19 protein-coding genes are annotated in these 18,690 nt (G+C 57.7%); 15 read left to right on the top strand and 4 right to left on the bottom strand.

The genetic code is table 11. The features are described from left to right. The first annotated feature begins 118 nt into the window (after window positions 1–118). The 5 genes from OQ273_RS10795 to OQ273_RS10775 all read left to right on the top strand — a co-directional run bounded on the left by OQ273_RS10795 (window position 119) and on the right by OQ273_RS10775 (window position 4,273). A complete protein-coding gene (locus OQ273_RS10795) occupies window positions 119–1,162 on the top strand; it encodes an ABC transporter substrate-binding protein (protein ID WP_267990510.1) in 1,044 nt (347 codons plus the stop codon). Window positions 1,163–1,170: 8 nt separating this feature from the next. Further along, the gene (locus OQ273_RS10790) at window positions 1,171–1,947 is read left to right on the top strand and encodes an ABC transporter permease (protein WP_267990509.1); all 777 of its coding nucleotides are present in this window, start codon (window positions 1,171–1,173) and stop codon (window positions 1,945–1,947) included. Next, window positions 1,947–2,702 (top strand): ABC transporter ATP-binding protein, encoded by a 756-nt coding sequence (locus OQ273_RS10785; protein ID WP_267990508.1) that lies wholly within the window; start codon window positions 1,947–1,949, stop codon window positions 2,700–2,702. The genes OQ273_RS10790 and OQ273_RS10785 overlap by 1 nt, the downstream gene beginning before the upstream one ends. 204 nt (window positions 2,703–2,906) lie before the next feature. Then, window positions 2,907–3,881, top strand: a complete 975-nt coding sequence (locus OQ273_RS10780) for an NADPH:quinone reductase (RefSeq protein WP_267990507.1) — start codon at window positions 2,907–2,909, stop codon at window positions 3,879–3,881. A 23-nt stretch (window positions 3,882–3,904) separates the two neighbouring features. Then, window positions 3,905–4,273, top strand: a complete 369-nt coding sequence (locus OQ273_RS10775) for a VOC family protein (protein WP_267990506.1) — start codon at window positions 3,905–3,907, stop codon at window positions 4,271–4,273. Between the two features lie 37 nt (window positions 4,274–4,310). Here OQ273_RS10775 and OQ273_RS10770 read toward each other — a convergent pair whose 3' ends face one another. The 3 genes from OQ273_RS10770 to OQ273_RS10760 form a co-directional block, all read right to left on the bottom strand. After that, window positions 4,311–5,060: an arginyltransferase gene (locus OQ273_RS10770; RefSeq protein WP_267990505.1), complete on the bottom strand. Its 750-nt coding sequence runs from the start codon at window positions 5,058–5,060 to the stop codon at window positions 4,311–4,313. Between the two features lie 28 nt (window positions 5,061–5,088). After that, window positions 5,089–6,927, bottom strand: coding sequence for an SLC13 family permease (locus tag OQ273_RS10765; protein ID WP_267990504.1), 1,839 nt, complete (start codon window positions 6,925–6,927; stop codon window positions 5,089–5,091). A gap of 187 nt (window positions 6,928–7,114) precedes the next feature. Beyond that, the gene (locus OQ273_RS10760; protein ID WP_267990503.1) at window positions 7,115–7,555 is read right to left on the bottom strand and encodes an RDD family protein; all 441 of its coding nucleotides are present in this window, start codon (window positions 7,553–7,555) and stop codon (window positions 7,115–7,117) included. Window positions 7,556–7,896: 341 nt separating this feature from the next. Here OQ273_RS10760 and OQ273_RS10755 point away from each other — a divergent pair, with 341 nt between their 5' ends. Further along, the gene (locus OQ273_RS10755) at window positions 7,897–8,472 is read left to right on the top strand and encodes a hypothetical protein (RefSeq protein WP_267990502.1); all 576 of its coding nucleotides are present in this window, start codon (window positions 7,897–7,899) and stop codon (window positions 8,470–8,472) included. 260 nt (window positions 8,473–8,732) lie between these two features. Here the strand turns inward: OQ273_RS10755 and hemB are convergent, their stop codons facing one another. Then, window positions 8,733–9,767, bottom strand: coding sequence for a porphobilinogen synthase (gene hemB / locus OQ273_RS10750; RefSeq protein WP_267990501.1), 1,035 nt, complete (start codon window positions 9,765–9,767; stop codon window positions 8,733–8,735). Window positions 9,768–9,963: 196 nt separating this feature from the next. Between hemB and OQ273_RS10745 the strand changes: the two genes are divergently transcribed. The 9 genes from OQ273_RS10745 (at window position 9,964) to OQ273_RS10705 (ending at window position 18,660) form a co-directional block, all read left to right on the top strand. After that, window positions 9,964–11,022 (top strand): enoyl-CoA hydratase/isomerase family protein, encoded by a 1,059-nt coding sequence (locus OQ273_RS10745; protein WP_267990500.1) that lies wholly within the window; start codon window positions 9,964–9,966, stop codon window positions 11,020–11,022. Next, window positions 11,019–11,444: a DUF6163 family protein gene (locus OQ273_RS10740; RefSeq protein WP_267990499.1), complete on the top strand. Its 426-nt coding sequence runs from the start codon at window positions 11,019–11,021 to the stop codon at window positions 11,442–11,444. The genes OQ273_RS10745 and OQ273_RS10740 overlap by 4 nt, the downstream gene beginning before the upstream one ends. A 153-nt stretch (window positions 11,445–11,597) precedes the next feature. Continuing rightward, window positions 11,598–12,095, top strand: coding sequence for a transcriptional regulator LdtR (gene ldtR, locus OQ273_RS10735; RefSeq protein ID WP_425493373.1), 498 nt, complete (start codon window positions 11,598–11,600; stop codon window positions 12,093–12,095). Window positions 12,096–12,233: 138 nt separating this feature from the next. Further along, the gene (locus OQ273_RS10730; RefSeq protein WP_267990497.1) at window positions 12,234–13,226 is read left to right on the top strand and encodes an isopenicillin N synthase family dioxygenase; all 993 of its coding nucleotides are present in this window, start codon (window positions 12,234–12,236) and stop codon (window positions 13,224–13,226) included. Between the two features lie 236 nt (window positions 13,227–13,462). After that, window positions 13,463–14,743 carry a L,D-transpeptidase family protein gene (locus tag OQ273_RS10725; protein WP_267990496.1) on the top strand — a complete coding sequence of 427 codons (1,281 nt, stop codon included), beginning with the start codon at window positions 13,463–13,465 and terminating at the stop codon, window positions 14,741–14,743. A 210-nt stretch (window positions 14,744–14,953) separates the two neighbouring features. Next, complete coding sequence (gene glyA / locus OQ273_RS10720; protein ID WP_271292105.1) at window positions 14,954–16,267, top strand: serine hydroxymethyltransferase; 1,314 nt, start codon at window positions 14,954–14,956, stop codon at window positions 16,265–16,267. Window positions 16,268–16,445: 178 nt separating this feature from the next. Then, entirely contained in the window at window positions 16,446–16,922 is a 477-nt protein-coding gene (gene nrdR, locus OQ273_RS10715) for a transcriptional regulator NrdR (RefSeq protein ID WP_267990495.1), read from the top strand. A gap of 5 nt (window positions 16,923–16,927) precedes the next feature. Beyond that, window positions 16,928–18,034, top strand: coding sequence for a bifunctional diaminohydroxyphosphoribosylaminopyrimidine deaminase/5-amino-6-(5-phosphoribosylamino)uracil reductase RibD (gene ribD / locus OQ273_RS10710; protein WP_267990494.1), 1,107 nt, complete (start codon window positions 16,928–16,930; stop codon window positions 18,032–18,034). Continuing rightward, a complete protein-coding gene (locus OQ273_RS10705) occupies window positions 18,034–18,660 on the top strand; it encodes a riboflavin synthase (RefSeq protein ID WP_267990493.1) in 627 nt (208 codons plus the stop codon). Before ribD ends, OQ273_RS10705 begins: the two co-directional genes overlap by 1 nt. Window positions 18,661–18,690 lie beyond the last annotated feature (30 nt).

The following is an 18,690-nucleotide window of genomic DNA, read 5'->3' as shown; positions in this document are numbered from 1 at the left end:
GATTTTATGAGAGTGATTTTATTCTAGTAACTACTAAATTGACAACCCGTGATTTTCGACCTACCGTTTAGGAGTGAGCTGAGATTGGGATCCTCGGTCCAATAGGGAGGAACGACAAATGAAATCCAAGACAGTGACATCCAGGCCGCTTAACAGAAGAACCGTTCTGAAAGGCGCCGTCGGTGCTTCTGCCGTATTGGCGACACCGCATTTCTTCGTGAAGCCGGCTCAGGCCGCAAAACGTAAAATCAAATTCGGGATCATTCCTGCATATTCGTTTGGCATGTATTGGCTGGCCCAGGATCAGGGCTTTCTCGCCGAGCGCGACATCGAGCTCGATATCAAAGTGTTTCCGTCAGGACCTCCCGGCATCGAGGCCATGGTCGGCGGCAGCATCGACGTTTTGACAGTCGGTTCTGTCCCGCCCTTGGCCGCGATGGCACGCAATGTGGCTGATTTTCGGGAGTTTTCTGTTTGCGGGGACGCGACGCCCTTGTTCGTCGTCGTCGGCGCACCGGGCCTGAACTCGATTGAAGATCTTGAAGGCAAGCGCATTGCCGTGACCTCCGGTTCGAACTTCGACTTCTTCCTCGATTCAGCGCTTGCCTCGGCCGGGCTGTCGGACATGCCCATCACACGCGTCAACATGGAGCCGATTGAAGGTCAGGCTGCCTTTGTTGCCGGCGCGGTTGATGCCTGTGTGCCGCTCGCCACGTCACGTGCGCTTATCTTCGAAGCGCGTCCCGATGCAGTGATGACCGTCGATGGCGGAAAATTGCCGGAGAACTTCCCGAGCATCATGGACGTCATCATGACGACCCAGCCATATATGGATGCCAACGAAGAGATGCTGGTTGATCTCGTGGCGGCATTCCATGGCCCGACAGTTGCGTTGCAGAGAAATGAAAACGACAAGGCCATTGACGCCATGTTGCGTTGGCAGCAGGGCATGGGCAATGCCAAGGTGACACGCCCGCAGGTGGCCGAGATCTTCAATGGTTGGGGTTATCTCGACACCGCCGAGATCAAGGACCTGTTCGCCAAAGGGCTGTTGTTGAACTCGGCAAGGGTTCAGGCCGAGTTCCTTGTGAACAAAGGCAAGCTCGATTCCATGCCAGACGTTGACGCCCTTGTTACCGATCAGATTGTCAAGCAGATCTGATACGCATCATGGACGCTGTAGCGAAATTCCTGACGGGGCGCCTGTTTTTGGGCGCCCTTTCAGTAGCAATCGTATTCATCGCCTACATTCTGGTGACCAACAGGCCGGACAACAATCCGGCTTTGCTTCCGCCACTGGCCGATATCTATACGTCCTTTGTGGCCAACATCGAGTCCGGCAGTCTGTTTTCGGCGCTCGTGGCTAGCTTGTTCAGAATCTTCATGGGCTTTTTCATCGGAACGTCACTGGCGTTGATCCTCGGCTGCCTGATCGGTTGGTACGATAAGATAGAATATCTGTTTGATCCGCTCATCGAAGCCCTGCGCCCGATACCGCCGCTTGCCTATATCCCGATTATCATCATCTGGTTCGGCATTGAAGAATTCAGCCGTGTTCTCATCATCACGATCGCCTGCTTCATGGTGTGTGTGGTCAATGTTGTTGCAGGCATGAAGAACGTCCCTCAGGTCTATGTGGACGCCGCCTCGACAATGGGCGCATCGCGGTTTCAGATATTCCGGACCGTGGCCATTCCGGCGGCGACACCGTTCATCATCACCGGCTATCGCATCGCGCTTGCCGCTGCATGGACGACGCTCGTTGCTTCCGAGCTTCTGGCGGCGCAGAACGGCCTGGGCTTCTTGCTGCAGGAAGGACGTCGGTATTTCCTCACAGATCAGGTCATGATGATCATCGTTATCATCGGATTTTGTGCCTTCATTATGGATCGCACATTCAGGGTGATCCAGGCCCGGTTGATGGATTGGTCGGAGGCGAGGGAATAATGCCTGAGATACGTGTTGAAGACCTTTCTCATACATTCGGGAAGGGCACGCCCGCGGCATTGACCGTTCTGGAAGGTATCAACCTGACATTCGAGTCCGGCAGTTTCAATGCTATCGTCGGAACGTCAGGATGCGGAAAGTCGACGCTGCTGAAAATGATGGCCGGACTGTTTGAGCCCTCAGATGGTCAGATGACGCTTGATGGCGAGGTCATCAAGGGTACAGACCAGAGGCGCGGGATGGTTTTCCAACAGGATGCCGTATTCCCTTGGATGACCGTCGCGCGCAATATCTCCTACGGTCCGCGCCTTCGTGGTGCCAGCAAAGCGCAACAGCGCGAGATCGAAGAAAAATGGGTGAAGATGGTGGGGCTTGCCGGTTTTGAAGACCGATGGCCGCGCGAACTTTCGGGCGGCATGCGCAAGCGCGTCGATATCGGCCGTGTTTATGCCAATGATCCGGATATCCTTCTCATGGATGAACCGTTCGGCGCGTTGGATGCCCAGACAAAGGAGCGCATGCAGGACGATCTCCTGGATACGTGGTCCCAGTCCAGAAAAACGGTTGTATTCGTTACCCATGATCTGGAGGAGGCGATTTTTCTGGCAGACAAGATTATCGTCATGTCCGCCAGGCCGGGCCGTATCCACCATATCGAGGATGTCAGTCTCGTGCGTCCAAGGACACCGGATATGCGGCTGACGGATGAATTCATCCAGGTAAAACGCAAATTGTGGGGCATGTTGGATCACTAATTGCGCGACCCCGCAATTGCGCTTTGGTGGCTTGGCTCCCGGCAACTTCCCGCCGGATCGGGTGAGCCAGGCCACCTTTTTTTGCAGAAGCTTTCCTCTAAAGACACAATATCAATCGGTTGACACGGAAAGTGGGAACTTTACCTTTCCGGATCACACGGCCGCCTGTTCTGGCCGAACTCAGTGTCGATGGAGGCCCGATCAATGAAAGCGATCCGAATGCACCGGTTTGGTGGCCCGGAAGTACTCCAGCTTGACGAGGTGGACGATCCGGTTCCCGGTCCGGGTGAGGTTGTGATCGATGTCAAAGCGGCAGGTGTTAATCCGGCCGACACCTATATGCGGAGCGGAACCTATCGTGTGAAGCCGGATTTGCCGTGCATTCCCGGTGGTGACGCCGCCGGCATCGTGTCAGCCGTGGGTGCGGGTGTCGAAAAATTCGCCGCCGGTGACAGGGTGTTTGTCGGGACCGCCATGGGGTTCGATTTTACCGGCTGCTACGCCGAAAAAGTCAAACGGCCACAGGAAAATGTTCTGGCGCTTCCCGACGGTGTGTCATTCGAGCAGGCCGCGACCTTTGGCGTTTCTTACCCAACTGCCCACTATGCGCTGTTCGAGCGCGGCGGTGCGAAGGCCGGCGAAACCGTTTTCATCCACGGCGCCAGCGGTTCAGTCGGAACCGCGTCAATTCAGGTTGCCAAGCGCGCAGGTCTGAGAGTAATCGGAAGCGCCGGCTCGGCGGAAGGCGAGGAACTCGTGCGCCGTGAAGGCGCGGATGTGGTCGTTAATCACAACGAAGACGGATACCTTGACGAGGTGCGTGCCGCCACGGACGGTGGGGGGCCGGATCTGATCCTCGAAATGCTTGCCAATGAGAACCTGGCGGCAGATCTGGATCTGGCAGCCATGTCGGGCAGGATCATGGTCATCGGCAATCGCGGCGAGATTACCATCAATCCACGGCTGACCATGATGAAGGAACTTGATATCCGCGGCATCATGCTGTGGAACGCCACGCCCGAGCAGGTTTCGGTGATGATGACGGATATCATGGCCTGGATTGCCGAAGGGGCGCTTCGGCCGATTGTAGGCAGGACATTCAGCCTTGCCGACGCCGCCGACGCCCATGTCGCCGTTGTGGGATCGGGCAATGCGGGAAAGGTCGTTCTGGTTCCGTAGATGGTGTAGGCGGCAAGACGCTCATGAGGTTTGTCAATCCGCTGCCGTTCGTGGCCGACATGGACCGCTCACGCAGGTTCTACACGCAGGTGCTTGGCCTGGAGATCGTAGAAGATCACGGTGATTTCGTCCGGTTTGACAATGGCTTTGCAATCCATGAGGGCGCATCTCTTCTGCGCAGCGTATTCGGACGGACCTCAAAACCCACGGAGCCATTCGGGCGGGATAATCTGGTTCTTTATTTCGAGGTTGAAGATCTGGACGCAACATTTGCCGATATAGGCAAAAAGGTCGATCTCATCCATCCGGTGCAAATGCAGGGATGGGGGCAGCGGGTTTTCCGGTTCCATGACCCGGACCGGCACATTATCGAGATCGGCGAGCCACAATGATCCGGGCGGATGTGCAGGGCCGCAAGCATCGGGCAGGTCAGCCCTCGTAGCGTTCCCAGCCGCCGGACATGAGGTGTTCCTGCGGCAGGAAGCGGGTCTTGTAATCCATCTTGCTTGAACCGGCGACCCAGTAGCCGAGATAGACATGCGGCAGGCCTCTGTCCTGCGCCCGCACGATGTGATCGAGGATCATATAGGTGCCGAGCGACCGGTCCGAATAGTCCGGATCGAAGAAGGAATAGACCATTGATAAACCATCGCCCATCAGATCGCTGAGCGCCACGGCGATCAGCTTGCCGCGCTCGCTGTCATCGCCATCAAGACCGTCCGCGCCGATCCGGTATTCGATGACCCGCGTCGGCACATGGGTATCCTCGACCATCATCGCATAGTCGAGCACGGTCATGTCCGACATGCCGCCTTCCTGGTGACGGGCGTCGAGATAGCCGCGAAACAGCGAATATTGCTCACTGGAAGGCTCTGCCGGAAATTCCTGGGCGACAAGGTCGTCATTGCGCGCGATGATGCGCTTCATGGACCGGTTGGGTTTGAACTCGCCGGCAAGGATCCTGACGGATATGCAGGCCCTGCAGGTCTCGCAGGCCGGGCGATAGGCGATGTTCTGCGATCGCCTGAAACCGCCTTGCGTAAGCAGATCGTTCAGTTCCGCGGCCTTTTCCCCGACCAGATGCGTGAACACCTTCCGCTCAAACTGCCCATCCAGATATGGACAGGGTGAGGGTGCAGTCAGGAAAAACTGCGGGGAATGGACGGGTTGATTGGTCATCTATGGCAAATGATTCCTGTTGCCGAAACTATAATCCATAATACCACGGCGCAAGAAACGAAAATGTCAACCAGATGATCAGGACCAACGGTGCGCCCGCACGCAGGTAATCGCGGAAGCCGTAATGTCCAGGCCCCATGACAAGAAGGTTGGTCTGATATCCGATAGGGGTGGCAAAACTGGCGTTGGCAGCAAAGATGACTGCCGCCACGAACGCCTCCTGGGAGGCCCCAAGACGATCGGCAACGCCGAGCGCAATGGGCATGAAGAGAACAGCGGTCGCGTTGTTGCTCAATATGTTGGTGACAACGGCCATCACAATGAACAGGACGGACAAGACAACGGGCACCGGTGCACCCATGAGCGCTGCGACCGTTGTGTCGGCGATCAGAGACGCGCCGCCGGTTGCCTGCAGCGCTGTCGCCAGACCGATAGACGAGCCGACCAGCAGAAAAACCTGCCGGTCGAAAGCGCGCGCTGCCTGATAGATAGTCAGACATCCAAGAGCGAGCATCAGCACCGCACCCGTAATCGCACTGACCACGATAGGCAGGATTTCAAAGGCCGAAAGCAATATGATGGCGATGAAGATGGAAAAAGCGAAGACCGCCTTGCGGCTTTGAGGCACCGGTTCGGCGGAATGTTCCAGAAGGAGCAGGTCGTGATCGCCGCGCAGCTGTATGATCTGTTCGTAGTTTCCGCCCAGCAATATGGTGTCGCCGGGCTCAAGCCGGATTTCCGAAAGCGGCATACGCGCCATGCGGCTCTTGCGCTGAACCCCGAAGACCGAAACACCGTGACGGGCTCGGATGCCTGAGAGCTGGATCGTTCGTCCGGCAAAACGCGAGCCGGGCGCAACCACAGCTTCGACCAGATGATAATCGGGACCCGGGCGCTGGCTTTCGACGCCGTCGTCGCGCAGCTCTGACCCGTCCTGGCCGTCATCGGGCTCCGCAACGGCGCTTCCAAGCGCCAGTGCCTTGGAAAAGGCACGGCGGGTTCCGGTGACGACCAGCGTGTCACCGGCCGAAATCGTAATACCTTCGAATGGCGGAAGGATGGGCACGTGGCGTCGGTGCATGAGCCGGGGTGTAAGATCGACAAGCCCAGGAAACATGCCTGCCTTCGATTGGAGGCCGATAAAGGGATGCCCGGCGGTGACCGGAATTTCCCCGATGAACTGCGCCCCGTGGGACGAATGCGTCCGGCTGATCTCCGAAGAGCGCTCGCGCATCATGGACGGCATCAGGAAGAGCACGTAAAGGCCGCCGACGACCGCCAGCATCGACCCCATGCCTGTCAGATCGAAGAAAGAGATAATGACGCCATTGTCCTCGGCGACCCCGGCGGCGATGAGATTGGTCGACGAGCCGAGCAGTGTCGTCATGCCGCCGAGGATGCACATGAAGGACAAGGGCATGAACACTCTTGAGCCCGGATAGCTGCGCTGCGCGGCAATCACCGTCAGGATGGGAATAAAGATCACAACGACCGGAGTGTTGTTCAGGAACGCGCTGAGAACCCCTGCGGTTATGATGACGAGAAATATGGCGCGCCGGCCACTTGGTCCGCCGAGCCGTCCTATGCTGCGCGCCGGACCGTCAATGGCATCTGTGGCAAAGAGGCCCTGCCCGACAATCAGGAGTGCGATAACCGTCGCAAGGGCAGGGTCTGAAAAGCCTGCAAGCAGCCGGCTCGGTGTCAGTTCGACGCCCTCGCCACTGGTATAGGGAAAGAAGCCGAACAGCAGCAAAAGCGCGGAAAGGCTCGCCAGAGACACAGCCTCCATAGACAGCCGCTCCGACGCATAGGCAACGATAGTCGCGCCTATGATTGCGAACGTCGCCAATAGGTGGAAATCCTGCATACCCAGCCCTAATCTTTGCGCCAGGGCTGCAATTTTATCCGGCGAGGCGCTGTGTTCAAAGTGGCATAATGCCCTTTTGGCACCAATTTATGCGCCTGCATTTCCTGCAGAGGGGCTTGGACGAAACACCATTGCGCCCGACGCCGCTGCCGTAGCCTGCGGGAGTTTGGTGTTCAAGCATTGGTTGCTAAAGATCGTCGCGAACGATGTAAACGCCGAGCAGCAGGTCGTGCAGACAGCGTTTACGGTTGGCGATCAGGCTGATCAACAGAATGAGCGGTGTGAAAATTACGTTTCCAAGCCAGAACAGGACCGCGTGGACCATCGCAAGCATCGGATCGACCCTCAGCCCGTCCGTTCGCATCATGCGAATGCCCATAATCTGCATGCCGGGCGTTGCCTGACGTGAACCGCCAAGGGTCATGCCGATATAGGGCAAGGCGACGATGGCGAAGAGCACCGAATAAAGGATCCAGCCGAGACCGAGACTGAACACCCCGATGAAAAATATCAGAATCGCAACAGGAACACACAGTGCAAGCACCAGCGCGTAGTCGATAAAAAACGCCATAATGCGCCGGGAGCGCACGCCGTTATAGCTCCTCCAGGTCTCAAGGCTTTCATCCATTTGCTGCACCTTATAAATCCAACGTAAGTCTCATATGCTTACATTCAAACCGGCTCGAGTTGACGTGATATGCAAGCAACCCAACAGAAGCAGGCCAGTATATCACGCATGTTTTGCGGTGCGGTCCGTGGACCGATCGCGATTCTCTTCATGTATCATTGCTAACTATATTGGTATCGTCGATGCCCAGCGCAACAAGAAGGGACCACGCGATGAACATGCGGATAGATCTGGCTCGGTCAAAGAGCCTGCATGATATCGACCCGGTTGTGATTCCGGAGTCGCTCCGGTCCGACGTGCTTGAATGCATCCGTGCCCAAAAGAGCGCCGCAAAGGAAGAAATGAAGCGCTTTGAGCCTGCCGATGACGCCGCCGAGCAAGTATCGCATGCGGCGCTACAGAGTATCCTCAGTGCCGGCCGCGACGTGCACGGTATCGCCAGAGAGAGCGAGATTTCAAATGTCATCCATTTCAGCGCCAGTCACATTGAGGGCTCTGTGCATGATCAGACTGTAAAACGTCTGCGCAAACAGGTGGATGATCAGATGGGCAGTCTATTGAAGACCCTGTTCAAATCGGGCTACAAACTGAAAGCGCGCACAAGCGGACACTTCTGGTATCCGCCGGGCTCTTTCATGTCCTGGCACACAAACAGCAGGTCTCCGGGCTGGCGGGTCTACATAAATTATGCGGAGACGGAAGGTGATTCCTTTTTTCGCTACTTTAAACCAGAGACTGGTGAAGTCGTCACACTCGAGGACAGGCAGTGGAATCTGCGTGTATTTCCGGTCAGCCAGAAAACGCCGTTCTGGCATTGTGTATATTCCCAGACACACCGGTTCAGCCTCGGATACATGTTGATTGACTACTCCTTGATACCCCGACTGAAGCGCAACGTCCGGCGAATGTTCAATTAGCCCTGCCGGCAAACAAATGACCTTGTGCAGCCCTGACGAGAGGTCCGGTTGCGCATAAGGCGGAACTCCTCAATTGCAGCCAATCCGGCACTCCGACCAGTATGCGACTTGGACTATTTTGGACTTTTGTCCTTGTTCGACAGGCGGTGCCGGCGGAAGTCGGGGGCCGCCGGCGAAGGGGAGCTCGCATTTTGCTGTCTGGTACTGATCGAGACGGGTATTGTTCGATGCCTGTTCAGGGCTTGCCGTGATTTTGGCATCTATGACTGGCTCAGCAGCTTTGCTGCTTCAGGAGCAAAATAGGTCAGGATGCCGTCGCAGCCCGCGCGCTTGAACGCAATCAGGCTCTCCAGCATGGCGCGTTCGCCGTCCAGCCATCCGTTTTGAGCCGCGGCCTTGATCATCGCGTACTCTCCCGACACCTGATAGGCGAATGTCGGCATGCCAAAACTCTCCTTCAGGCGCCAGACTATGTCCAGATAAGGCAGACCAGGCTTGACCATGAGCATGTCTGCGCCTTCCTCGATGTCGAGGGCAGCATCCCGCACGGCCTCGTCCGAATTGGCAGGGTCGATGTAGTAGCTGCGTTTATCACCTTTCAGCAGATCCTGCGTTCCGATTGCCTCTCGGTATGGACCGTAAAAACCGGACGCGAATTTCGTGGCATAAGACATGATCCCGACGTCACTGAACCCGTTGGTGTCGAGCGCATCGCGGATCGCACCGATGCGCCCGTCCATCATGTCCGACGGCGCGATGATGTCGGCCCCTGCCTCTGCCTGAAGCACGGCAGCCTCGGCGAGCTGCACAACGGTTTCGTCGTTCACGACGATGCCGTCTCTCAAGATGCCGTCATGTCCGTGGCTGGTGAAGGGATCAAGGGCGACATCGGTGATGACGCCGATATCGGGTACGCGCTCTTTGATAAGGCGGGTTGTCTGGTTGATGAGATTATCGGCCGCAAGGGCATTCGAGCCTGTTTCGTCACGCAGTTCAGGTGCGATATTAGGAAAGGTGGCGATGGCCGGGATGCCGAGTTTCGCTGCTTCTTCAGCCTGCCTTGCGGCAATATCGGGTGTCACGCGTTGTACGCCGGGCATGGCGGCGATGTCTTCGGATTTGTTTTTGCCGGGGATCAGGAACACCGGCCAGATAAGGTCGTTCGTGCTCAGGCTGTTTTCACGCACAAGGCGACGGGTCCAGTCGGCCCGCCTGTTGCGTCGCATGCGCCGCCCGCCGGTGATCTCGTCAACGGTGCGCCGATTGAGCGCCGTTTTGTCGAATTGCCGATTCATGCTGTCCTTGCCTGCACCCAAAGAGTTTCGGTTCAAAGGTATTGTCGCGGCAATCCTTATCACGCCGCCGGCAAGCTTTCAAAGCACCGTGGGTGCAAGGTTTGCGTGCAGAACCTGTCGTCCACGGGTCGCCATTGACCAAAGCCGAGGCGCTGCTTACAGCATAGTGAACTGAATCAACGGGATGAGGGCGAGTATGGATTTTGGCGGTGATGGCGACGTCGCATTTGAGGTCAGGGGTCACGCGGGAATCATATCGCTGACGCGCCCCGATGCACTCAACGCCATCAATCACAAAATGGTCAGGGCAATGGACGCCGCTCTTGATGCCTGGCAAAGCGATGACAGGGTCACCCACATTATTCTTAAAGGTGAGGGCCGGGCATTCAGCGCGGGCGGCGACCTGCTTGAACTCTACCGCATGTCGAAGTCCGGCCGCCCGCATTACGATTTTTTCCGGGACGAGTACCTCCTGAACGCCCGTCTCGGCGTTTATCCCAAGCCGGTTGTTCCAATGATTGACGGCATCATCATGGGCGGCGGCGTCGGCGTTGCCGTTCACGGTCCCTATCGTGTGATGACCGAAAACGCGGTCTTTGCGATGCCCGAGGTCGGTATCGGGTTTTTCCCGGACGTCGGTGGAAGCCATTTCCTTTCCCGACTGCCCGGACATTTCGGCCTCTTTCTTGCCCTCACGGGCACCCGTATTCGCGCCGGCGACGCACTCGCAAGCGGCATAGCAACGCATGCACTGCCCGCCGAAGGTCTTGATGCTCTTGAGGATGACCTTTGCAAGAGCCCGGACACCGCTTCCGTTCTGGATCGTCACGATAATCGCGAAGCGCTTCCGGCTGCCAAACTCGACCACAAGGAAATCGGCAGGCTGTTTTCCGGCCGCAGTGTCATCGAGGTGGTTGAGGAGCTTGGACGGTCCGCGCCGGACAGCGAATTTGCCGCCAAGACCCTTGCGGCAATCGGCAGAAATTCGCCGACCAGCATGTCCGTTGCGTTCCGACAGCTTCTGGAGGGCGTTTCGCTCAGCCTCGCCGACTGCATGCGCATGGAGTACCGAATCCTGGTCAGGATGCTGCAAGGCCATGAATTTATCGAGGGAATTCGCGCCGTCATCGTTGACAAGACGAACGATCCGACTTGGAATCCTGCGCGGCTGGAAGATGTGAGCGCCGATGCGGTTGATGCGTATTTCGCTCACCTGAACGATGATGAACTGACCGGGTTTTCCGAAGTCCAATGAGCGAATTCACCGAACCGGGGGCTCCCAGACCAAGCACGGCTCAGACAGCGTTCAACGTCTTTCACCGGATTGTCGCGATTTTCTGTCTGATTGCCGGCCTGCGCTACTGGGCGTTGCTGATCGGTATTGCGGACGAAGGCGCCTGGCGCTTCGATCTGCTGCCGGTTCACTGGAAGATAGCGGCCGCTTCCCTTGCCGTCCTTTGGCCGGTGGCGGGTATCGGATTGTGGATGGTGGTCTCCTGGGGGCCTGTCGTCTGGCTGGTAGCCGCCATCGTCGAGATCATCATGCACGGGGTCTTTCCCGAACTCTATGGCAGCAACTGGATGCTGCTGTTTGCCCATTTCATGATCGCCGTGGTTTACGGCGTATTCCGGGTTTTGCTTTATATAGCCAAGCGTGCCGAGGAACAGGCCGAGTAAGAATCGGTTTACTCTGATACCGGGTTTGCACCGGTAACCCATTATTAATATTGCATTTTAAGTCCAATTTTAGACGTATTCGATAGGGTGTGCCTCAAGATGGCAGAAAAAAGCCGTCAGAACTGACAGTGAGGCATAGTGATGGTAAATGGTATGCGTGCGGACTCTGTTCCGCCAGCACAGGACAAGAACGCCCTGCGTTCATTGTACATGGAGTGTCTGCAACTGGTTGAACGGTTGCATCGTCGTCTGCTCGACGTCATCAAGGATGAGTTCGAGCGTAACGGCAGAAGCGACATCAACGCGATTCAGGCACTGCTTCTCTTCAATATCGGAAACTCGGAGCTGACGGCCGGTGAATTGCGTTCGCGTGGCTATTATCTCGGCTCGAATGTGTCCTACAACCTGAAGAAACTGGTTGATCTGGGTTTCATCAATCACCAGCGTTCAAGGGTCGACCGCCGTTCCGTACGTGTCAGCCTGACCGACAAGGGGACCGAAGTGGCAGATATTGTGGCCGGTCTTTATGAACGTCACATTGGCTCAATCGAGCAGGTCGGCGGCATTGACGCCGAAGAGTTTCAGAATATGAACAAGGCCTTGCAGCGCCTCGACCGTTTCTGGAACGATCAGATTCTCTACCGCCTCTAAACTGAGGTCTGGCAGACGGCTTAAAGGGCCACCGGCGCAATGCGCCTGTGGCCTTTTGCCGTTTCTTGGGCTGTTCTGTCCGATTGACTGGCCAGCATCGGTATGTTCGGCTAGGGGCTCAACCAGGAGAATCTTGTAATGACAGCGTCCTTTCCCGTGTTTGATCTGGCGCAGTTTGAAAGCGCCGACCAGACGGCAAAGGCCCGCGAAGGCAGAAGGATCGACGAGATCTGCCGAGCAGCGGGGTTCCTGGCAGTCAGCGGTCACGGCGTGCCGGAAACCACCATCCGCTCGGCATGGGAGGCTGCACGGGCGTTTTTTGACAGCTCCGTTAGCAATAAGGCGGGCGCCAAGGCGCCCTATGACGGATATCCCTATGGGTATCTGGGCCCGGAGCTTGAGGCGCTTGCAAAATCAAAAGGTGAGGATACGCCCCCGGATCTGAAGGAAAGCTTCAATGGCGGACCCTTGAAAGTGCCGCCCGGAATGGAAGACCCGGACGCATTGGCGTTCTGTTACGCCCGGACCATATGGCCTGAAAAACCGGACGGCTTCATGGACGCGTGGACCGCCTACTATCGCGCGATGGAAGATCTTGCCGCCCGAATCATGCGGGTGTTCGCGGTCGCTCTCGAACTGCCGGAGGATTATTTCGAGCCTTTCATCGACGCACCGATCAGCGCCCTGAGAGCCCTGAATTATCCCGAGCAATCCGTGTCTCCGAAACCGGGCCAGCTTCGCGCCGGCGCCCATACGGATTATGGCAGTCTGACCATTCTTCTTCCGCAGGAGGGATCCCGCGGGCTCGAGATTCTGGCTCCCGATGGTCATTGGATATCAGTTCCGCCGGTTCCGGGCGCCTTTGTCATCAATATCGGCGATCTCATGGCCCGCTGGACCAATGACCGTTGGGTGTCAACGCTGCACCGTGTCGTCAATCCGTCCGCAGAAGAGGGCGGCATGATGCGCAGGCAAAGCTTTGCGTTCTTCCATCAGCCCAACTGGCCTGCCCGGATCGAGTGTCTTCAATCATGCCTGGGAGCTGGCGAGCAACCAAAATATGAGCCCGTCCTGTCCGGCCCCTACCTGATGTCGAAGTTCAAGGCGACGACGGTTCCGAAGGCTTCCTGAACGTCCGCTGTGAAAATACAAAACCGGCGAACCGAATCTTAACCATGAATTGGCCATATTGATGTGGAAATCGAAAAATGCAGATCGGATATGGGTGGGTATGCGTTCGTGCTTTGACAGGGGTCTCGCAAAATCGTGAAAAACACGCGACGATACGGCTGCTATAGTTGTAATCAACATGTGCGAGCGACATATCATTCGTGCAATATCGACAATCGGCTTAACGGTACCTGCTAATGCCTAAGAAGACATTCGGTAAATCTGTTTCCCGTCGCGCCTTTGTAAGGGGTGCCCTGGCATCTGGCGCCGCTGTGGCCGCCGGCGCGGCGTCAGCTCAAACGCTGACGCAGACGACAATCGAGAACATTATCAACGCGCCGCGGCGCGGGACCTGGGACGACCAGTTCGACGCCCAGGCATCGAGAAGTGCCGAAAGGGTGAACTCCAGCGTTCCGATTCTCAGCACGGACACCGTCAACTATGTGGAAACCGCGATTGCGTCCTATCAGGATATCGTGCTGCGCGGAGGATGGCCCGTCGTTCCCTCCGGCAAGCGCTTGAAACTTGGCGTTGACGATCCGGCTGTTTCGACATTGCGCAAGCGTCTTATTGTCTCAGGCGATCTGGCTGCGTCAACCGGAACCTCGACGGCTTTCGACTCGTATGTCGACGGCGCCGTCAAGCGTTTCCAGGCCCGGCACGGACTTCCGGCAGACGGCGTTCTTGGCCGTTACTCCTACGCGGCGCTCAATGTCACGGCCGCCGTGCGGCTCGGGCAACTGGAGACCAATCTGGTCCGCCTGCGCTCAATGTCCGGTTTTCTCGGTGACCGCTATGTCGTGGTCAATATTCCGGCGGCACAGATTGAAGCCGTTGAAGGCGAGCGTGTGGTGCTGCGTCACACGGCAGTTGTCGGCAAGATCAGCCGGCAGACGCCAATCCTCAATTCAAAGATCCACGAGGTCATCCTCAATCCCTATTGGACCGCGCCGCGCTCGATTATCGAAAAGGATATCATGCCGCTGATGCGCAAGGACCCGACCTATCTGACGCGCAACTCGATTCGGCTTTTTGATGGTCGTGGCAATGAGGTTGCTCCGGAGACAATTGACTGGAATGCCGCCGAAGCGCCCAAGCTGATGTTCCGCCAGGATCCCGGCAAGATCAACGCGATGTCGTCGACGAAGATCAATTTCCACAATCCGCATGCGGTCTATATGCACGACACGCCGCAGCAGAGCCTCTTCGGCAAATTGCTGCGTTTTGAAAGCTCCGGCTGTGTGCGTGTTCAAAACGTACGCGACCTGTCCACATGGCTGTTGCGCGACACGTCAGGCTGGGATCGTCAGACAATGGAACAGGTAATTGCCAGCGGCGTCAGCACGCCGGTCTTGCTGGCGGAACCGGTACCGGTCTACTTCACCTATGTGACGGCATGGTCGACCTCTGACGGTGTTGCCCAATTCCGCGATGACATCTACCGCCGCGATGGCGTTGAGGAGCTTGCGCTTCAATAATACCGGTTGCCGCTTGTCGGGCATACTGACGCAAATCGTCGCTTTGTGTTCGTTGTCCGGCGATTGCGCATTGCGGAACTTGTTTAATGATCCTTGCAGCATTATGACACGCTCGTGGCCGCGCCCGGGTCTTTGACCGGGCATGTCCACGGTCGCCCACTACACAGCGCCAGCTTGCAAAAAGCTGCCCCACTGCAGGATTGACGTCAAATGTCTGACTCTATCGCCTCTATGGAGCGTCCCGCGGACGCGTTTTTTAATCGCCCGCTGAGCGAGGCCGATCCGGAGCTCTCCGGTTCGATTGTCAAGGAACTTGGTCGCCAGCGCCAGGAAATCGAGTTGATTGCGTCCGAGAACATCGTTTCGCGCGCTGTCCTTGAGGCGCAGGGCTCAATCATGACCAACAAATATGCCGAGGGCTATCCGGGCCGGCGCTACTATGGCGGCTGTCAGTATGTCGACATCGCCGAACAACTGGCGATCGACCGGGTAACAAAGCTCTTCGACTGCGGATTTGCCAATGTTCAGCCGAACTCAGGCAGTCAGGCGAATCAGGCCGTGATGATGGCGCTCATAAAGCCGGGCGACACCATCCTTGGGATGAGCCTTGACGCCGGCGGCCACCTCACGCACGGCGCGCGCCCCAACATGTCCGGCAAATGGTTCAATGCCGTCCAATACGGCGTCCACGCCGATACCGGGCGCATTGACTACGAGCAGGTCGAAGCACTTGCCCGCGAACATAAACCGGCCCTTATCATCGCCGGCGGATCGGCCTATTCGCGGGAGATCGATTTTGCCCGTTTCCGCGCGATCGCCGATGAAGTCGGCGCCTGGTTCTGGGTGGATATGGCCCACTTTGCAGGCCTTGTGGCCGGTGGGGTGCATCCCAGCCCGTTCCCGCATGCCCATGTTGCAACCTCGACAACCCACAAGACCTTGCGCGGCCCGCGTGGCGGTCTGGTGCTGACCAACGACGGGGATATCGCCAAGAAGATCAATTCGGCTGTCTTTCCAGGCCTTCAGGGCGGCCCGCTCATGCATGTGATCGCCGCCAAGGCCGTTGCCTTTGGCGAGGCGCTGTCCCCGCAGTTTTCCGACTATGCGAAACAGGTCGTCGAGAACGCAAAAGTCCTTGCTTCGACACTCGTCGAGGGCGGTCTTGAGATCGTTTCCGGCGGTACCGATACGCATCTCTTCCTCGTCGACCTTCGGCCGAAAAACCTGACCGGCAAGGATTCTGAAGCCTCACTCGGACGCGCCTTCGTCACCTGCAACAAGAACGGTGTGCCGAACGATCCGCAAAAGCCCACCATCACCTCCGGTATCCGCCTTGGCACGCCGGCCGGTACGACGCGTGGTTTCGGTCCGGCAGAGTTCCGTGAGATCGGCAAGCTGATCATTGAGGTTCTTGACGGGCTGCGCGCTGCCAATTCGGAAGAAGGCAACGCCGCTGTCGAACAGGCGGTGAAGGAAAAGGTCCTCGGCCTGACGGGGCGCTTTCCGATCTATCCCGGCCTTTAGGCCGGTATCACCGCGATGGATCCGGCGGCGCTGCACGCCGCCGGCATATCTTGTGGCGTAATCCCCGTTCCATTTGCTTTGTGCGTTTTTCTGCGGCACATGCATCTGATATGAAGGCTCACGCTGTCGCCGTTGGTTGCACGCGCGGGTTCAAACCGAAATCCGATTGTGGGGTTCCATGCGCTGTCCCTATTGCAGTTCCGAAGACACTCAGGTGAAGGATTCACGCCCGGCCGAGGATGCAACGGCGATCCGGCGACGGCGCGTTTGCCCGGACTGTGGCGGCAGGTTTACAACCTTCGAACGCGTGCAATTGCGCGATCTCCAGGTCATCAAGAAAACCGGCAGAAAAGTGCCTTTCGACCGCGACAAGCTGCTGCGCTCCTTCGAGATCGCGCTTCGCAAACGACCGGTCGAACGCGATCGGGTCGAGCGGGCCGTTTCGGGAATTGTGCGCCGGCTTGAAAGCTCGGGCGAGACCGATGTCCATTCCGACAAGATCGGCCTGATGGTGATCGAGGCACTCAAGGCGATCGATGATGTCGGCTTTGTGCGCTATGCGTCCGTCTATCGCGATTTCAGCGATCCGAAGGATTTCGAAAACGTTCTGGAAGAACTGAGCGCCCAGATCAGCGGTAGCGCGCAGGAAGAATAGACACGATGGCCGTCTCCGAATTTGACAGGCGGATGATGGCGGCGGCGATCCGCTACACCTATCGACATCTTGGCCGCACCGGCACAAATCCATCCGTTGCAACCATTCTTGTGCGGGACGTTGACGGCATGCCGGTGATCGTCGGACGGGGGCTTACTGCCATTGGCGGAAGGCCCCACGCGGAGACTGAGGCGATTGAAGAGGCCGGTGATCTGGCTGCCGGATCGACGGCCTATGTCACCCTTGAGCCCTGCGCCCATCATGGCAGCACGCCGCCCTGCGCCGATGCGTTGGTCAGTGCCGGTATCAGCCGGGTTGTTGCTGCGACCACCGATCCGGACGGCCGCGTCTCCGGTCTTGGCTACAAGATACTGGAGGACGGAGGCATAGAGGTCGAGACCGACGTTCTCGCGCCGGCCGCCATGAAGGCAATGGCGGGATACCTCACGCAACGCCGGTTTGCCCGGCCACATGTCACGCTCAAACTCGCCTTGTCGCAGGACGGAAAGATCGGCCGCAAGGGCAGCGGGCAGGTGCCGATCACCGACCCGCTCAGCAATCATGTCAGCCACCTTTTGCGCGCGACGAGCGACGTCATAGCGATTGGCATCAATACGGCTTTGGAAGACGATCCATCGCTGACTTGCCGTCTGCCGGGTCTTGAGAACCGCTCCCCGATACGTCTTGTGCTGGACCGGGAATTGCGCCTGCCGCCAGATAGCGCGCTTGCCCGCTCGGCACGCGACTATCCGGTCATCATCGCGACCACCAAGCCGCCGGACGACGAGAGATATCGCCAACTGACGCAAGCCGGGTGTCAGATGCTGGCTTGTGAAGAGACTGAAAACGGCATTGCCTTGCCGGAGATGCTGGAAGACCTTTGCGGGAAGGGCATCATGACGGTTATTGTTGAGGGTGGTGCGGCCGTTGCGCAAGCCTTCCTCGAAGCAGGTCTTGTCGATCGTATACGTCTCTATATTGGACCTGAGGCAATCGGTGAGGATGGGATTGCGGCGCCGCTAAGCCCTGAAATCATGCCGGCAGGCTTTGTGAAAACGGCTGCAGCCCGTTTCGGCCCGGATTGGCGTTTCGAATATGAGAGAAGCGAATAATGTTTACCGGTATTGTCACAGACGTCGGAACGGTTCACTCGGTCACGCCGATGAATGAAGGCGTCAGATTGCGCGTTGGGACCATCTATGACCCCCAAACGATTGATATCGGCGCATCGATCGCCTGTTCGGGAACCTGCCTGACGGTAACCGCGCTGCCGCCGGCCGGTGAAGCCGATCGCTGGTTTGAAGTCGAGGCGTGGGAAGAGGCCCTGCGCCTGACCACAATCGGCACCTGGCGCGTGGGCACGCGTATAAATCTCGAGCGCTCACTGCGGATCGGCGATGAGCTTGGCGGCCACCTGGTTTCCGGCCATGTTGATGGGCTGGCGAGCGTGCGATCCGTGGAAGATGAAGGCGATGCACGCCGTTTCAGGCTTCGCGCCCCGCTGGATCTTGCACGCTTCATCGCGCCGAAAGGCTCGGTCGCGCTTGATGGGACTTCCCTGACGGTCAATGCAGTGGATGGCGCTGATTTTGATGTTCTCCTGATACGCCATTCGCTGGATGTAACCACCTGGGCCGACCGCGAGGCCGGAGACCGTGTCAATCTGGAAATAGACCAGATGGCCCGATATGCCGAGCGTCTGATCGGTTTCAAACAATCCGGGCAGGCCGATAGGTGACGCGAAAAACAGACCCTTTGCGAAAACCGC

Source organism: Hoeflea prorocentri, from assembly GCF_027944115.1.
Lineage (GTDB): Bacteria > Pseudomonadota > Alphaproteobacteria > Rhizobiales > Rhizobiaceae > Hoeflea_A > Hoeflea_A prorocentri.
The sequence above is the reverse complement of the archived record's forward strand: the minus strand, read 5'-3'. Positions and strand labels throughout refer to the sequence as shown.

Coding starts and splice junctions, on each gene's coding strand:
- OQ273_RS10705 (WP_267990493.1), top strand. CDS start 18,034: ATGTTTACCGGTATTGTCACAGACGTCGGAACGGTTCACTCGGTCACG.
- OQ273_RS10740 (WP_267990499.1), top strand. CDS start 11,019: ATGAGCGAATTCACCGAACCGGGGGCTCCCAGACCAAGCACGGCTCAG.
- OQ273_RS10790 (WP_267990509.1), top strand. CDS start 1,171: ATGGACGCTGTAGCGAAATTCCTGACGGGGCGCCTGTTTTTGGGCGCC.
- hemB (WP_267990501.1), bottom strand. CDS start 9,767: ATGAATCGGCAATTCGACAAAACGGCGCTCAATCGGCGCACCGTTGAC.
- OQ273_RS10780 (WP_267990507.1), top strand. CDS start 2,907: ATGAAAGCGATCCGAATGCACCGGTTTGGTGGCCCGGAAGTACTCCAG.
- OQ273_RS10760 (WP_267990503.1), bottom strand. CDS start 7,555: ATGGATGAAAGCCTTGAGACCTGGAGGAGCTATAACGGCGTGCGCTCC.
- glyA (WP_271292105.1), top strand. CDS start 14,954: ATGTCTGACTCTATCGCCTCTATGGAGCGTCCCGCGGACGCGTTTTTT.
- ldtR (WP_425493373.1), top strand. CDS start 11,598: ATGCGTGCGGACTCTGTTCCGCCAGCACAGGACAAGAACGCCCTGCGT.
- OQ273_RS10745 (WP_267990500.1), top strand. CDS start 9,964: ATGGATTTTGGCGGTGATGGCGACGTCGCATTTGAGGTCAGGGGTCAC.
- OQ273_RS10785 (WP_267990508.1), top strand. CDS start 1,947: ATGCCTGAGATACGTGTTGAAGACCTTTCTCATACATTCGGGAAGGGC.
- OQ273_RS10770 (WP_267990505.1), bottom strand. CDS start 5,060: ATGACCAATCAACCCGTCCATTCCCCGCAGTTTTTCCTGACTGCACCC.
- ribD (WP_267990494.1), top strand. CDS start 16,928: ATGGCCGTCTCCGAATTTGACAGGCGGATGATGGCGGCGGCGATCCGC.
- OQ273_RS10730 (WP_267990497.1), top strand. CDS start 12,234: ATGACAGCGTCCTTTCCCGTGTTTGATCTGGCGCAGTTTGAAAGCGCC.
- OQ273_RS10755 (WP_267990502.1), top strand. CDS start 7,897: ATGAAGCGCTTTGAGCCTGCCGATGACGCCGCCGAGCAAGTATCGCAT.
- OQ273_RS10725 (WP_267990496.1), top strand. CDS start 13,463: ATGCCTAAGAAGACATTCGGTAAATCTGTTTCCCGTCGCGCCTTTGTA.
- OQ273_RS10795 (WP_267990510.1), top strand. CDS start 119: ATGAAATCCAAGACAGTGACATCCAGGCCGCTTAACAGAAGAACCGTT.
- nrdR (WP_267990495.1), top strand. CDS start 16,446: ATGCGCTGTCCCTATTGCAGTTCCGAAGACACTCAGGTGAAGGATTCA.
- OQ273_RS10765 (WP_267990504.1), bottom strand. CDS start 6,927: ATGCAGGATTTCCACCTATTGGCGACGTTCGCAATCATAGGCGCGACT.
- OQ273_RS10775 (WP_267990506.1), top strand. CDS start 3,905: ATGAGGTTTGTCAATCCGCTGCCGTTCGTGGCCGACATGGACCGCTCA.